The organism is Aeromonas sp. FDAARGOS 1414, assembly GCF_019047065.1.
Lineage (GTDB): Bacteria > Pseudomonadota > Gammaproteobacteria > Enterobacterales > Aeromonadaceae > Aeromonas > Aeromonas veronii_A.
In genome coordinates, this window is sequence record NZ_CP077210.1 from 275,283 (window position 1) to 290,268 (window position 14,986).

Sequence of the window (14,986 nt, forward strand, 5' to 3'; positions counted from 1 at the left end):
GATCAGCCGCGGCTCAGGTGAATGTCGATCTGTTGATGGGGCAGGGTAAGTCCCTGCTGCTGCATCTTCTCCAGCACCAGCGAGTGAACCTCGTGAGTGATGGGCATCCGGTGATCCATGTTGTTGACGTAGAGGCGGATCTCGTAGATCAGTGCCGAGTCGGTGAATTCGATCAGGAAGACCTCGGGCGTCGGCGTCTCCAATACCAGGGTCGATGCCTGGATGGACTCTTCCAGAATGCGCTGCACCAGTTTCGGATCCCGGGTCAGGCCGATCCGGATCCGCAGTTTGACCCGGGTGATGGCATCGGAGAGCGACCAGTTGATGAACTGCTCGGTGATGAAGGCCTTGTTGGGCACGATGATCTCCTTGCGATCCCAATCCACTATGGTGGTGGCCCGGGTCTTGATCTTGGTGACGGTGCCGGTGAGATCGCGGATGGTGACGGTGTCACCGAGCCGGATCGGCTTCTCAAACAGAATGATGAGGCCGGAGACAAAGTTGGCGAAGATCTCCTGTAGACCGAAACCCAACCCCACCGAGAGGGCGGCGACCAGCCACTGGGTCTTCGACCAGTCGATGCCGAGCATGGAGAAGCCGGTGAGGGCGCCGATCAGGATCACCAGATACTTGCTGGTGGTCGTGAGGGCAAAGCCGGTACCCGGGGAGAGGCTGAGGTGTTGCAGCAGGGTCAGCTCCATCAGTCCTGGCAGGTTGCGGGCAGTCACCACGGTCAGAATGAAAACGAAGGCGGTCAGCATCAGATCCTGCAAGGTGATGGCCGAGAGCTGCTCGATGCCGCCAATCTTGCTGCTCACCTGCCACACCTCGATATTGCTGAGGAAACTGAAGGCGGAGTTGAGATCCGACCATTGCACCACCACCAGCATGGTGAATCCCAGCATCAGCAGGGTGCGCACCAGTCCCAGCGACTGGGCGCTGATGGTATCGAGATCCAGCTCAGTCTCTTCCACCACGTCCGGGGTCTCGGAGCTGAGCTCGTCATGCCCCTCTTCCCGGCCGCGCTGGGCCAGGATCTCGGCCCGCTTGCTCTTGGCACGCTCGAAGGCGAGGCGGCGGCGCTGGATCAGCATCCAGCGTCTGGCCAGATAGTAGACCAGCAGGCAACCCAGCCCCATCAGCAGGCTAAGCTCCAGCTGGCGCAGCAGGGTGCGCGAGGTATAGAAGTAGCCAAACAGGGCGCCGATCACCGCCAGCAGCGGCGCCAGCATCAGGCTGTTCCAGATGAAGTGGTGCAGCAGATGGGGCTTGGTCATATCGGTCTGGCCCCAGGTGAGCGGCAATCGCTCCCGGTTGAGACGGGCAAAGAAGAGCAGCAGCCAGAGTGCACCGATCATGAAGGCCATCCGGCCGAGGGAGTCGTAGAAGGCGTGCTCCTGATAGCTGTTGGCCATCCCCTGCACAAAGAAACTCGGGATCAGCACCAGCAGCAGGGTGCGAAACTGCCCCCATACCTTTTGCACCTGTTCCCGGGGCCAGCGGAAGTGGTGGATCAAAATCCCCCGCTCCAGTGTCAGATGGCGGGCCATCACCAACGCCAGCAGCAGAAACCAGATCTCGCCAAGGCCGCGCGCCACAGCCACCGCAAACGGGTATTGCCAGGCCCCTTCGAGCAGGCCGCGCACCATCAGCACCATGGCGGGCAAGGGGAGGGCGGCAAGCAGGGAGCGCAGCAGCAAGCGGCTGGTGAGGCTGAATTTGTCCTGAGTTACCTTGCCGATCCGCGGCGCAATATGGTCGCAATAGAGGCTCAGGTGACGGGCCAACTTGAACCAGCTCCAGGCCAGCACCAGCAGACCAATACCGGCCAGAGTGAGGCTCAGCGGGCTGTTCTCGGCGATGGCATAGGGCAGTTGCAACCAGTTGTCCGGGTTGAAGGCCAGTGTCAGCGCGGCAGGAATACCGAGCATCACCTGTGGGGTAAAGGGGCGCACATCCGGCATCCAGAACAGGTGGCTGGCGCTTATTTCGCGGATCTCGTCGATCTTGCTGTTCTGACGGCTGTAGAGCAGTTTGAGGCGGGTCTGCTCCTGAATGAGGGTGTCTGAGGCGTCGTTGAGCCGGGTCAGCAGCTGGCGCCGGGCCTTGAGCAGGTTGTCGAGCACCGCTTGCTGCGGCCGATCGAGCGTCACCTCCTCTTCGGCCATCAGCTTGTCGCGCAGCTGGCGGGTATCCTTGAGCCCATCCTGCTCGCTCTCGTACTGGTACTTGGCCATGCGGGCGCTGACGATGGCGGACTCCAGCTTGTCGAGGGGGAACTGAGGAGGCAGATCGGAGAGTTTGCTGCGCAGGTTCTCGCCGTAGGCATTACTGATCTGCAGCCACTCCAGCTGTTCGCGTACCGAGTTGACCAGCTCATTCAGTTCAAACAGATTCTTGTCGACACTGCGCTGTTCGTCCTGCACCCGCTCAATCTGATCCTCCAGCGTGCCGAGCTGGATGGAGAGCGCCTGATTCTGCTGTTGCTGCTCCAGCAGCAGCGGCATGTCGGTGGTGAGCTGTTTGCGCAGCCGTTCGCTCTCCTCCAGCGCCTGCTCGGTCTTCTCCCTACGCAGCTGGTTCTGCTGGGTAAGCAGGCTGGCTTGCCACTCATCCTCGTCGGCGATAGCCAGATTGAGCTCCTGCAGTTTCAGCTTGCCGAGATCGTTGCGCTGCTGGGCCGAGAGTTGCTCCAGCTCCAGCATCTGGATCCGGTCGGAGAGGCTCTGCTCCTTCATTCTGGTCAGCAGCAGCTGTGCCTCCTGCTGGCGATCCGATTCGCTGCTGAAGCTCAGTCGCTCCAGCTGGCTGCGGGTCAGTTGCAGCTGTTTGCGCAGATCGTCCACCCGCAGGTGATACTCCTGCCCGGTGCTCTCCAGCTGGTTGAGGCTATCCATCACCCCCTGCCGCTCCTTGCGCAGGTTGAGCTGACGGTTGCTGCTCAGACCTATGGCCTGGCGCAGCGCCTCCTCCTTGAGGCTCGCCAGCTGCGGGCGAGCTGCGGGCTGATAGTTGTGCAGGCTCTCCTTGAGGCGCGCCGACTCCTTGGGGTAATCGATGAGGATCTGCTGATAGGCTTTGCTCTGCTCCCGGTAGCGCTCGGCCTCTCTGGCAAATTGCAGCGCCTGCTGGTAGCTCTCCCGCAGCTTCTGGTTTTCCGGGGTATCGCTCTTGGGCACGCTCTGCAACAGGGATTCGGCCTGGGCAATGGCATCATCGGCGCGCACGGCTGGCGACAACAAGATAAGGGAGAGCAGCAAGAGGGTGAGCAGGCGTTGCAACATGAGGCTCGTTTCCGTTCAGAAGAGGTGGCCCTAGCCTAAAACAGGGCAGGGAGGCGGGTAAAGCAGTCTATATTAATGATTCATAACACAAATAACAGGAAGTCGTGCTGCCGTTTCGCTATGATCCCGGCCGCTTTCTCTCCACCGAGTCGAATATGTCAGCTGTTGATCTGGGCACAGCCCCGCTATCTCGCCTTTTCTGGCGTTACGTAACCCCGACCGTGGCGGCCATGCTGATCACCGGCATCTATGTCACCATCGATGGCATCTTCGTTGGCCATGTGCTGGGTCAGGATGGCATGGCCGGTTTGATGCTGGCTTATCCCATCTGCGCCGTGCTCTATGCGGTGGGGGCGCTGATCGGTATGGGGGCCTCATCGCTGGTCTCCTTCTATCTGGGGCAGGGCAACCCGGCCAAAGCCCGCCATATCGTCGGCAATGCGCTGGTGATGGTGTTGCTGGCCTCGGCACTGCTCAGTTTTATCGGGATCCGTTATGGCGAGCCCATGCTGGCCTGGATGGGGGCGGAGGGGGAGATCTTCACCGCCGGGCTCTCCTACCTGCAGGCCTACGCATGGCTTGGCTTCTTTGCGGTGCTGTCGATGGCGTTCAGCTCGCTGCTGCGCAACGATGGCCGCCCCGGATTTGTCACCCTCATCATGGTGGTCGGGGGCCTGCTCAACGTGCTGCTCGACTATCTGCTGATGGTGGTGTTTCCGTTCGGACTGGCCGGGGTGGCGACGGCCACCATGCTCTCCCAGGCAGTGACGGGCCTTGCCTGCCTGTGGCACTTCTTCACGCCGCGCAGCCAGCTGCGGATAAGCTGGGACACCCTGCGCCCCGATCTGCGGCTGATGGGCGAAACGGTGCGCCTCGGGATCTCCAGTTTTCTGATGTACCTCTATCTCTCTGTGGTGCTGGCACTGCACAACAAGGCGTTGCTGGCGGTGGGTACTTCGCTGCATGTGGCGGCCTACGGGGTGATCAGTTACACCGAGGCCTTCTTCTATCTGGTGTTTGAGGGGATCGCCATGGGTATCCAGCCCATCGCCAGCTTTAACGCGGGCGCAGGTCACTGGCGGCGGGTGTTGCGGATCCGCAATCTGGCACTCGGAGTGACGTTGGGGATCGCCCTATCCGCGATGATCCCGCTCTATCTGTGGCCGGAGGTGGCGGTCTATCTGTTTGCTGGCGACAACGCCACCTTGCTGCCGGTGGCGAGCCTCGGGATCTGGCTCTACTTCTGGGGGCTGCCGATGGAGGGCTTGCTGCTGGTGGGGGCCACTTACTTCCAGGCCATCAATCGGGCCCGCATCGCCTCCCTGCTCACCGGTGGCAAGCTGGTGCTGATCGGCGGTTTCTTGTGGGGATTCTCGACCCTGTGGGGCGTGCTCGGCGTCTGGCTGGCATTGCCAACGTGCAGCTCGCTGCTGGTGCTGGTAATGTGGCGGGCGATGCGTCGGGAGTCCGGCGCCCACGCGCTGGCCGGATAGGTAATCGGGTTCGACGTGCAGATAGCAGACAGGCAGCCATGGGCTGCCTGTTTTGTTAGAGGATGTTTTGTTAACGGGCTCTGCCGATTCAGGGCTTGAAGGCGCCGATAAAGATGGCGGGATCGACCCGGGTATCGTTGAGGCTGACGTTCCAGTGCATATGGGGGCCGGTAGCGCGGCCGGTCGAACCGACTCGCCCGACGATGCCGCCACGCGGCAGGCTCTGGCCGAGCTTCACATCTACCTTCGACATGTGGCAGAACATGCTGATGAGCCCCTGACCGTGGTCGACAAAGACGGTATTGCCATTGAAGAAGTAGTTGCCGATCAGGATCACCTTGCCTGCGGCGGGGGACTTGATCGGGGTGCCGGCGCCGACAGCGAAGTCGAGGCCGGAGTGGGGATTGCGCTCCTCGCCATTGAAGAAGCGACGCAGGCCAAACGGGCTGGAGAGGGGGCCGTTGACCGGCTTGTCGAACATCAGGTTGCTCGGCTGGTTGGGGCTGAAGGTCTGGTAAGCCCGGGTCTGCTCCGCCAGCTCGCGGTTGATACGTGTCATATCCTCGGCGAGCGGATTGACCTGACGGCTGTTCTTGAGCTTGATGTGCTGCTCGCGGTAGTGCTTGGGGGTCACGGTGAAGCCGAGAGTACGGCCATCACCTGTGGTCAGTTGCTGGGCGCCGGGCGTGCTTTTCAGAGAGATGCCGACGATGGCGATCCACTGGTTGTCTTCGCGCACCACCAGCACGGGTTTGTCGTGATAGCGGGCCGTGGGGGCAGTGGCAGAGGCGCCAAGAGGGATCACCGCAACGCCACCCGGCACCGGATGGTTGAGCAGGCGACTGATAAAACCCTCGGCCAGGGCTGACTGGCTGGCCAGTAACAACAACAGACAACAAACAACTCTCATGACGATACCACTCGATGTTAAAGCGCCCGGGATGGCGGGATGACAACCCCCCTGTCCGGCATTCGTCGATCACTAAAGGATGATCACGGCACGCTGGCCACGACAGGCGCGGCAGGGGAAGGGGGCAGATTGTGCCTCGTTATGGTCGGGGCAGCCAGAGGCGGGGCGTGGCTGACGCCCCTTTTGTGCATAGCTGCGTCAGGTTTTATGTCGTGGTCGGGCCGCTTCGCCATTGAGTCGCCCCCGCCCTGGCTCTAGAATCGGCTTCCGGCACTGATGCCACCGACACTCCGAGGAGACGATATGAACGGATTACCCCCTTTGCGCACCACACCGGCCCGGTACACGACAGGTCGTGGCTGGCTCTGGGTTCGCAGCGGGTTCGATATCTTCAACAAGGGGATGGGGATCAGCGTAGCCATGGTGCTGGTCTGGTTTATGGTGGGCATGCTGCTGGAGCAACTGCCGGCGGGTGGCCTTATCTCCCAGCTGCTCTACATGGTGTGGGGCGCGGGTTGGGTGGCGGTCGCCGCTCGGGGTTATCGGGGGGAGCCGCTGCAGTTTGCCGATCTCTTCGCCGGTTTTCGCCACAAGCTGACCCCGCTGATGCTAGGCGGTCTGCTGGTGTTGCTGCTGTTCAGCCTGGTTGGCCTCATCTGTCTCGGTCTGCTCTCTATGTGGGGACTGCTCCCGCTGCTGACGCAGGATCCCGAGAGCATGGTGGTCTCTGCCAGCCAGTTGCAACAACTGCTGCTGGTGTTGCTGGTGGGTATGCTGCTCATCATTCCCGTGCTGATGGGGGTCACCTTTGCTCCGGCGCTGATCTACCACCACGATATCGGCATCATTCAGGCGGTACGGCTGAGCTTCTTCGGCTGCTGGCGCAATATTTTTCCCTTCTTCTGGTGGGGGCTGCTCTCAGCCATGTTGCTGCTGTTTGGCGCTGCGCTGCTGCTGGTGGGTCTGCTGGTGGTGATCCCGGCGCTCAACTACTCCATCTATGTGGCTTATCGGGATATTTTCCTGGACGAGAGTGCGCAGCAGGAAGCGCCTCACTCAGAACCATTCGGATTTGAAGCCTGATCAAGGGATCGGAATGAAGAAGGGGCACGCAGCGGCCCCTTCTCTTCATGGTCGGGTTTGAGGTGTGCTTACTCCTGCCAGATGGGATCCGCCGCCATGCGGGCTAGCAGAAAATCGAGGAAGCTGCGCAGCAGTGGCGACATCTGTTTGCGGGTGGCATACACCCCGTAGACCCCGAGGCGCTTGGGCTGCCAGTCGGTCAGCAGGGGCACCAGTTCTCCGCGCTCCAGATAGGGTTGGGCCGAGTAGCGTGGCTGCAGGCTGATCCCTGCGCCTTCCAGCGTTGCTTCCAGCAGCAGGTTGGAGATATTGGCGCTCAGGTTACCGCTGACCGGCACTGACTCGGGACCGTCCGGTCCATTAAACTCCCACAGGCTCTTGCCGAAGTAGGTGTAGGTGAGGCAGTTGTGCAGCGCCAAATCCTGCACCTTGTGTGGCATCGGATGACGGGCCAGATAGGCCGGGCTGGCACAGACTACCGAGTGGCAGGTGCCGAGACGGCGCGCCACCAGATTGGGGTCGAGGTCGTTGGTGATGCGCACCGCCAGATCGATCCGCTCCTCTACCAGATTGACGGTTCTGTCGAGCAGCAGAATGTCGATGGCCGTCCCCGGGTATTGCGCCAGATAGTCGTTGGCAGCCCCGACCAGCAGCGCTTCTGACAGGGAGTAGCTGCTGGTGATCCGCAGTTGTCCCTTGGGGGCGTCATCTCCCTTCACGGCGATCTGCTCCATCTCTTCGCCGAGGGCCAGCATGGCGCGGGCCCGGTTCAGCGCTTCCTCTCCCGGCCCGGTCAGGCTCAGACGACGGGTGGTGCGGTGCAGCAGGCGAGCGCCCATCCAGCTCTCCAGCTCGGCCAGATAGCGTGACACCATGGCGCGCGACATATCCAGTTTCTCTCCGGCGCCGCTCAGGCTCCCCTGTTCGACTACGCTGACGAAGACCCGCAATGCGGTCAGTCGATCCATGTATGGCTCTCTATATGTTCGATAAGTGCAACAGTGATGTGCTTTTTATGCTGTATTTGCACCTTATGTGATCCAATACACTCTGTCCATCAAATGAACCCCCGAATACTTAATGAGGAATAGATGATGAACAACACCCTGATCCGCAACCTGACTCTGGCGACCACCCTGCTGAGTGGCGCCGCACTGGCAGCCCCCCTGAGCGTGACCGTCTATAACCCTGGCGAGAAGGCGATCTTCCCGGTCTCCTCCTCACTGGTGACCGGTGACAAAGAGGCCATCCTGATCGATGCCCAGTTCGACGTACAAAATGGTCAGGCGCTGGTCGACATGATCAAGAAGAGCGGCAAGAAGCTGACCACTGTCTATATCAGTGCCGGTGACCCCGACTTCTACTTCGGTCTGGAGCCGGTCATGGCGGCGTTCCCGGATGTCAAAGTGCTGGCCGACCAGCATGTGGTTGACCATATCAACAAGACCAAGGATGCCAAGCTGAGCTACTGGAGCCCGATCCTCGGCAAGGGTGCACCGAAGAGCCTGACCGTGCCGCAAGTGATGACCGCCAGCCACCTGACGCTGGATGGCGAGAAGATTGAAATCAAAGAGATGAATACCCCGAATGCCTACCTCTGGGCCCCTTCCATCAAGACTGCTTTTGGTGGTGTGCCGGTCTACCACGGGGTGCATGTCTGGATGGCCGACAGCCAGACCAAAGCGGCTCGCAGCAACTGGGTCAAGGCGCTGGATAACCTGCTGGCCCTGAAACCCGAGCGTGTGGTACCGGGCCACTTCCTGGGCACTGCTCCCAAAGGCACTGCTGCTGTGACCTTTACCCGTGACTATGTAGAGCGTTTCGAACAGGAGCTGGCCAAGGCGAAAAACTCCGGTGAGCTGATTGAGGCTCTGAAGAAAGCCTATCCGGCACTGCCGGTTGACGATGGTCTGGCCATCGGTGCCAAGGTCAATACCGGCGAGATGAAGTGGTAAGCCACTGAGCCTGCTTTCCCTGTGTTTTTACCGGGCCTAAGGGCCCGGTTTTTTATCCGAGATTGAAGTGAGAATGAAGATGAGCGAACAACAAACCACCCTCCATTATGTCTATGACCCGCTCTGTGGCTGGTGCTACGGTGCCGCCCCCCTGTTGCAGGCGGCAGCCACCATTGCTGGGCTCAAGATCGAGCTGCATGCGGGCGGTCTCTGGCTGGGTAGTCGCCGTCAGCCTATGGGCGAGGCATTGCGTGATTATGTGCGCCCCCATGATCAGCGGATCGAGGCGCTGACCGGCCAGCATTTTGGCGAGCGCTACTTTAACGAACTGCTGCTGCGCGAAGGGTGTCTGCTGGACTCCGAGCCGCCGATCCGTGCGGTTTTGGCCGTCACGGCCTTGGGGGGGGATGGGTTGGCTATGTTGCACCGGATCCAGCAATCCCACTATCGGGACGGGATCTGGATTGGTGAGCCGGCATTTCTCGCCACGCTGGCGGCAGAGCAGGGGGTCAGTGAAGACGCGTTCCAGCAAGCCTATCTGCAGGCCCCATTGCTGCAACATCTGGCAGATAGCCAGGGCTGGATGAAACGGCTGGGTGGTCAGGGTTATCCCACCCTTGGGCTGATGCACAAGGGGCGGGTCACGCCTGTACGGGTTGCCGATTTTCTGGGGGAGCCGGATGCTCTGAGCACGCATCTGCTGGCTCTAATGACATGATGGCTGTTATTTGAACACGAGACCGCTTCAGGAAAGGTGTCCAGGGCCGATAGGCAAACAATCACAGAAACGGTATGAAATCCTTCTGTTTTCCGGGTGCAGGCTATGCTCTATATGACCATTCCCGGTGGATGTTGCGGGAGTGAAGACTCATTTCAAGGAAGCCCTTATATGTTCAAAAACATGTCCATCGGCCAGAAACTGAGTGCCGGATTTGCCATCCTGGCCTTGTTGGTACTGGGCTTGGCCTGGTTTTCAATCAGCCAGCTGGCAAAGCTCTATGGTGATACCGAAACCATCACGGGTAATTTACTGCCTTCTACTCGTCTGGCGAGCCAGATGCATGTTGCCGTGCTGGATGCGCGTCGTTCAGAGTTGGCCCAGGTCATCGGTGGCCTGAACAAGGATGAGCAAGAGGTAAGCGATCGCACCCTGACCTTCAATAAGGCCAAGCAGGAATTTGAGCAAGCAGCCCAAAAATATGGTGCTTTACCTTTCACTACTGGTGAAGAGAAGCAGGTTTATGAGCAGGTGGTTGCGGCGGGGGCCAAGTATTTTTCGGTACATGACCAGCTGTTAAATGCCTTTGCTGCTGGCGATCTGGATAAAGTCAGAAGTCTGCGCAAAAACGAGACTCGTGCCGCATTGGAAGAGGTTGGTGCCAAGTCTTATCGTTTGCGGGAGATCAATAACGAGATTGCCGATGAGATGGTGAAAGACATTGCGGCCATGTATAGCAATGCCAGAACCATGAGCATTATTGTCAGCCTGGTGACGCTGGCTTTTGTGGTGGTGATTGCCTGGCTGTTGACCGCCCAGATCCGCAATCCGGTGATGGCCCTGCTGGAGCAGACCCGCCGTGTCTCCTCCGGTGATCTTACCTCCCGCATCGATATGCAACAGTTCAACAATGATGAACTGGGGACTCTTGCCAAAGGGTTTGGCGAGATGCAGACCAATTTGCGTACCCTGGTCAGTGAAGTCTCGGGCTCAGTGGTGCAACTGAGTTCGGCCACCGAAGAGATGAGCTCGGTAGCAAGGCAGTCAGCGGCCAACATGAGTGCCCAGCAGCATGAACTTAATCAGCTGGCAACCGCGATGAACGAGATGCAGGCTACGGTTCAGGAGGTTTCTCGCAACACCAGCGATGCCGCCAGTGCCGCCACCTCGGCCAGCGAAACAGCAGAGATTGGGGCCAAGACTGTTAATGACTCTATTTTGCGCATCGAGCGGGTGGCGGGGGCCATCGAGAGCACTGCAGTGGTGATCCGCCAACTGGGCGATGATAGCCGCAATATCGGCATGGTGCTGGAGGTGATCCGCGGCATTGCCGAACAGACCAACCTGCTGGCATTGAACGCGGCCATTGAAGCGGCCCGGGCCGGTGAGCAGGGACGGGGTTTTGCGGTGGTGGCTGATGAGGTGCGTACTCTGGCCAAACGAACCCAGGACTCCACCTCCCAGATCAATACCATCATTGCCGAGTTGCAGCAGCGTGCCGAACAGGCGGGCAGTACCATGCAACAGAGTCAGGAGCTGATGAACACCACGGTAGCTACCGCGCGGGAAGCGGGCGAGTCTATCTCCCAGATCAGTGGCTCGGTCAGCAGCATCTCCCACATGAACATCCAGATTGCAACGGCCACCGAAGAGCAGGGCGCGGTGAGCGAGGAGCTCAACCGTAACGTGGTCAATATCAGTCATGCTTCCGAAGAGGTGGCCGCCGGTGCCACCCAGATGGCTCAGGCGTGCAACGAGTTGAACCACCTGGCTACCCAACTGCAGGATATGGTGCGCCGTTTCAGGGTGTAATCCATCGGCGAGTCAAACAGCCCGATTACCGCGAGGTGATCGGGCTTTTCTGTTTTGGAGGGGCAGCCAGAGAGGCTCACTGCAAGTGGATGACTTGTCCCGCCGGACGATATTGTGCATGCTGATGGCCCATTTTCCAGGCAGGACTCTTGCTGTATGAATCTTCGCGATCTCGAATATCTGGTGGCGCTGGATGAGGAAAAACATTTTCGCAAAGCCGCTGAACGCTGCTTTGTCAGTCAACCCACCCTGAGCGGCCAGCTGCGCAAGCTGGAGGATGAACTCGGGGTCATTTTGATCGAACGTACCTCGCGCAAGGTGCTGTTTACCCCGGCTGGCGATGCCATGGCCCATCAGGCTCGTCGGGTGCTCAAGGAGGTGCGCGAGCTCAAGAGCATCGGTCAGCACTTCTCCGAGCCGATGTCCGGGGAGATCCATATCGGTTTTATTCCGACCGTGGGCCCCTACCTGTTGCCCCGCATTATCCAGACCCTGCGTGAGCATTTTCCCCAGCTGGAGTTCTATCTCTATGAGGAGCAGACCCAAACCCTGCTCAAACGGCTGGAAGAGGGGGAGCTGGATTGCGTCATTCTGGCCGAGATGCCGGGGATGGAGGGGTTTGGTTCAATCCAGCTCTACCACGAGCCGATGTGGTTGGCTGTGCCTTGCCATCACCCCGAAGCACAGGCCAGACAGGTGCCACTCGGCAATCTCAAGGGCAAGAAATTGCTGATGCTGGCCGATGGCCACTGTTTGCGGGAGCAGGCGATGGGATTCTGTTTCGCCGGCGGGATAGGTGAGGATCAACGCTTCAAGGGGACCAGTCTCGAGACGCTGCGCAACATGGTGGCCGCCGGTAGCGGCATGACCCTGGTGCCAAAGCTGGCCGTACCCGCCGATCATGATGAGGGAGGTGTGAGCTATCGTCCTGTGGTTGACCCTGTGCCGGGTCGTACCATCTCGCTGCTCTATCGCCACTACTCGGTACGTCGCCCCTGTTTCAACGAGCTGGCCGCCTCGATTGCCACGCTGATGAGCAAGCAGTTGGCCCAATAAAAAAACCGGCAGCCAAGGCTGCCGGTTTTGCTTCTGCCGCGAGAGCAGCTTAGAAGATATCGTCGGTTGAGACAGGCCCTTCCACATCGGGGTTGTCACCACCATAGACCTGATTGCCGTCCGAACTGGGCGCGGCGTAACGGGTCGGCTCGGTCCCTTCCTTGAAGTATTCGTCGGTTCCGCCACTGGTCGCCAGCAGTCCGGTTTCGCTGTCAATCTTCACCGTCATGATCCCTTCGGGAACCGGCATCTTGTGCTCCGGCAGCTTTTTGAGGGCGACTTTCATGAAGTCGATCCAGATAGGCTGTGCAGCGCCACCACCAAACTCGGCACGGCCAAGGCCACGCTGGTGGTTGTCAAAACCGATCCAGGAAGTAGCTACGATGTCCGGGGTATAGCCGGAGAACCAGGCATCCCGCGATTCGTTGGTGGTACCGGTTTTGCCGGAGATATCGTGACGTTTCAGGTCACGGGCTGCACGCCAGCCGGTACCACGCCAGCCGTTGCCACCCCAGATGGCTGTGCTCAAGGTGTCGGTGATCAGGAACGCGCTCTGGGCACTGATGGTATGCGGGGCGATGGTTGGCGCGAGAGGGGTCTGCGTGCCATCTTGTGCTGCGCCATCAACAGTTGGCTCCGGCAGTGTGCTCTGCTCGGACGCCGTCTGCTGTTCGCAATTGTTGCAGGCAATGGCAGGATTGGCCTGATAGAGGGTGTTCTCCAGGCTGTCGGTGACTTTGTCGATGAAGTATGGGGTCACCAGGAAGCCACCGTTGGCCAGTACCGAGTAACCACGCACCACCTCGAGGGGGGTAAATTCGGCTGCGCCCAGCGCCAGTGACTCATGGGGCGAGATGAAGTCGCGGGGGAAGCCAAAGCGTGTCAGACCGTCGATATAGGTATCCAGACCGATGGCGCGCATCAGTCGAACCGACATCACGTTCTTGGACTTGGCCAAACCCAGACGCAGCGGGGTGGGGCCATCATAAACGGCCGGGGAGTTCTTGGGCTGCCACATGGGCCCTTTTGACGGATCCCACTGGTTGATTGGCGCATCGTTGATGAGCGACGCCAGGGTATAGCCGTGCTCCAGCGCGGTCGCATAGAGGAAAGGTTTGATATTTGAACCGATCTGGCGACGCGCCTGATCGACCCGGTTGAATTTGGATAGTTCGAAGCTGAAGCCGCCAACTACTGCTTCCAGCGCGCCATTTTTCGGGTTCATGGCAACCAGCGCGGCGTTGACGTCCGGGATTTGGGCCAGCAGCAATTCTTCGCCCTCTTCCCGCACCCAGATCTGGGCGCCGACTTTCAGTACATCGCGTGCCGATTTCGGGGCATAGCTTTGGCGGTCGTCGGTAATAAAGGAGCGAGCCCATTTAATGCCGTTCCAGCCCAGCTCTGCTTCCTTGCCATTTTTAAGTACCAGTGTGGCGCTACGGTCACCGAGCTTGGTCACGACTGCCGCCATCAGCGGATCATAAGTGGGTTGCTTGCCAAGGTGGGCCACGATCTGCTCGTAATCCCAAGCTGTTTCGCCTGCCTTCCACAACTGGGCCGTCGGGCCACGATAGCCGTGACGCATATCGTAGGCAAAGACGCCATCCAGCAGAGCCTGTCTGGCGGCCCTTTGGCGTTCGGCAGAGACGGTAGTGTAGACGTGCAGGCCCATGGTGTAGGCATCTTCACCAAACTGCTCTACCATCTTCTGGCGTACCATTTCACCCAGATAGGGAGCGTGCAGGGTCACTTCGGCGCCGTGAAAACGGGCCTTGATCGGCATTTTGGACGCTTCGTCAAACTGGGCCTGGGTGATCTTGCCGGTCTCCAGCATCCGACCAAGCACAACGTTGCGGCGCGCAAAGGCGCGCTCGGGGGATCGGATGGGGTTGAGCATGGAGGGGGCTTTGGGCAGACCGGCAATGATGGCGATCTCGTCCAGCCCCAGATCCTTGACCTCTTTACCAAAATAAACCTGAGCCGCAGCACCGATCCCGAAGGAGCGATAACCGAGAGGGATCTTGTTGAGGTACAGTTCGAGGATCTCGTCTTTTGAGAGATTCTGCTCGATCCGCCAGGCCAGGAAGACCTCCTTTATCTTGCGGATGATGGTTTTCTCATTGCTCAGGAAGAAGTTGCGTGCAACCTGCTGGGTAATGGTGCTGGCACCCTGACGGGCATGACCTGATACGGCCCAGACGGAGGCGGCGCGAATGATGCCGATGGGGTCAATGCCGGGGTGCTCGTAGAAGCGGGCATCTTCGGTTGCCAGTACGGCATCGATCATTGGTTGGGGGATTTCATCCAAGCGCAACGGAATGCGACGGATTTCGCCATATTGGGCGATCAATTCCCCATCTCGGCTGTAGACCCTCATCGGGGTTGCCAGTTTGACATCACGCAGTGCGGTGACATCGGGCAGTTGGGGTTTGATATAGAAGTAGATACCGATGAGGCTGGCAACACCCAGCACAGCACCCAGCATCATGACAATAAACAGGCGAACGAGCCATTTCAGCATGGAAGAACTACCAATCGTCTTAAATTTAGCCAACGGGCGCAGAGTATAGCCCTTTTGCCATCTGGAATTCGAGGTTTTCCTGTGGCAAGTCACCCATCGACAGGATGCGAGAGGTTAGCACTACAGTGAGCAATAACCAAGGTGCCTCCCTTTA

Annotated in this window: 10 protein-coding genes; 6 read left to right on the top strand and 4 right to left on the bottom strand. The window is 59.5% G+C overall.

The annotated features are described in order from the left end of the window. Window positions 1-2: 2 nt before the first annotated feature. A complete protein-coding gene (mscM, locus tag I6L44_RS01310; protein ID WP_216953049.1) occupies window positions 3-3,284 on the bottom strand; it encodes a miniconductance mechanosensitive channel MscM in 3,282 nt (1,093 codons plus the stop codon). A gap of 155 nt (window positions 3,285-3,439) precedes the next feature. Here mscM and I6L44_RS01315 point away from each other — a divergent pair, with 155 nt between their 5' ends. Further along, window positions 3,440-4,777 carry an MATE family efflux transporter gene (locus tag I6L44_RS01315; RefSeq protein WP_216953050.1) on the top strand — a complete coding sequence of 446 codons (1,338 nt, stop codon included), beginning with the start codon at window positions 3,440-3,442 and terminating at the stop codon, window positions 4,775-4,777. A gap of 88 nt (window positions 4,778-4,865) precedes the next feature. Here I6L44_RS01315 and I6L44_RS01320 read toward each other — a convergent pair whose 3' ends face one another. Continuing rightward, a complete protein-coding gene (locus I6L44_RS01320; protein ID WP_216953051.1) occupies window positions 4,866-5,687 on the bottom strand; it encodes a peptidoglycan DD-metalloendopeptidase family protein in 822 nt (273 codons plus the stop codon). Window positions 5,688-5,990: 303 nt separating this feature from the next. Between I6L44_RS01320 and I6L44_RS01325 the strand changes: the two genes are divergently transcribed. Beyond that, window positions 5,991-6,770, top strand: a complete 780-nt coding sequence (locus tag I6L44_RS01325; RefSeq protein WP_216953052.1) for a BPSS1780 family membrane protein — start codon at window positions 5,991-5,993, stop codon at window positions 6,768-6,770. Between the two features lie 68 nt (window positions 6,771-6,838). Here I6L44_RS01325 and I6L44_RS01330 read toward each other — a convergent pair whose 3' ends face one another. Next, the gene (locus I6L44_RS01330) at window positions 6,839-7,738 is read right to left on the bottom strand and encodes a LysR family transcriptional regulator (protein ID WP_005362277.1); all 900 of its coding nucleotides are present in this window, start codon (window positions 7,736-7,738) and stop codon (window positions 6,839-6,841) included. A gap of 126 nt (window positions 7,739-7,864) precedes the next feature. Here I6L44_RS01330 and I6L44_RS01335 point away from each other — a divergent pair, with 126 nt between their 5' ends. The 4 genes from I6L44_RS01335 to oxyR all read left to right on the top strand — a co-directional run bounded on the left by I6L44_RS01335 (window position 7,865) and on the right by oxyR (window position 12,311). Then, window positions 7,865-8,725, top strand: coding sequence for a Vmh family MBL fold metallo-hydrolase (locus I6L44_RS01335; protein ID WP_026035063.1), 861 nt, complete (start codon window positions 7,865-7,867; stop codon window positions 8,723-8,725). A 73-nt stretch (window positions 8,726-8,798) separates the two neighbouring features. Then, on the top strand, window positions 8,799-9,443 hold the full coding sequence (locus tag I6L44_RS01340; RefSeq protein ID WP_216953053.1) for a DsbA family protein: 645 nt from the start codon (window positions 8,799-8,801) through the stop codon (window positions 9,441-9,443). A 171-nt stretch (window positions 9,444-9,614) separates the two neighbouring features. After that, window positions 9,615-11,255, top strand: coding sequence for a methyl-accepting chemotaxis protein (locus I6L44_RS01345; RefSeq protein ID WP_216953054.1), 1,641 nt, complete (start codon window positions 9,615-9,617; stop codon window positions 11,253-11,255). Between the two features lie 156 nt (window positions 11,256-11,411). Then, window positions 11,412-12,311: a DNA-binding transcriptional regulator OxyR gene (gene oxyR, locus I6L44_RS01350; RefSeq protein WP_216953055.1), complete on the top strand. Its 900-nt coding sequence runs from the start codon at window positions 11,412-11,414 to the stop codon at window positions 12,309-12,311. Window positions 12,312-12,360: 49 nt separating this feature from the next. Here oxyR and I6L44_RS01355 read toward each other — a convergent pair whose 3' ends face one another. Further along, window positions 12,361-14,832 (bottom strand): penicillin-binding protein 1A, encoded by a 2,472-nt coding sequence (locus tag I6L44_RS01355; RefSeq protein ID WP_216953056.1) that lies wholly within the window; start codon window positions 14,830-14,832, stop codon window positions 12,361-12,363. Window positions 14,833-14,986: the final 154 nt, after the last annotated feature.

Excerpts from the sequence above, each read along its gene's own strand:
- I6L44_RS01345 (WP_216953054.1), top strand. The coding sequence starts at position 9,615 with ATGTTCAAAAACATGTCCATCGGCCAGAAACTGAGTGCCGGATTTGCC.
- oxyR (WP_216953055.1), top strand. The coding sequence starts at position 11,412 with ATGAATCTTCGCGATCTCGAATATCTGGTGGCGCTGGATGAGGAAAAA.
- I6L44_RS01320 (WP_216953051.1), bottom strand. The coding sequence starts at position 5,687 with ATGAGAGTTGTTTGTTGTCTGTTGTTGTTACTGGCCAGCCAGTCAGCC.
- I6L44_RS01330 (WP_005362277.1), bottom strand. The coding sequence starts at position 7,738 with ATGGATCGACTGACCGCATTGCGGGTCTTCGTCAGCGTAGTCGAACAG.
- mscM (WP_216953049.1), bottom strand. The coding sequence starts at position 3,284 with ATGTTGCAACGCCTGCTCACCCTCTTGCTGCTCTCCCTTATCTTGTTG.
- I6L44_RS01325 (WP_216953052.1), top strand. The coding sequence starts at position 5,991 with ATGAACGGATTACCCCCTTTGCGCACCACACCGGCCCGGTACACGACA.
- I6L44_RS01335 (WP_026035063.1), top strand. The coding sequence starts at position 7,865 with ATGAACAACACCCTGATCCGCAACCTGACTCTGGCGACCACCCTGCTG.
- I6L44_RS01340 (WP_216953053.1), top strand. The coding sequence starts at position 8,799 with ATGAAGATGAGCGAACAACAAACCACCCTCCATTATGTCTATGACCCG.
- I6L44_RS01315 (WP_216953050.1), top strand. The coding sequence starts at position 3,440 with ATGTCAGCTGTTGATCTGGGCACAGCCCCGCTATCTCGCCTTTTCTGG.
- I6L44_RS01355 (WP_216953056.1), bottom strand. The coding sequence starts at position 14,832 with ATGCTGAAATGGCTCGTTCGCCTGTTTATTGTCATGATGCTGGGTGCT.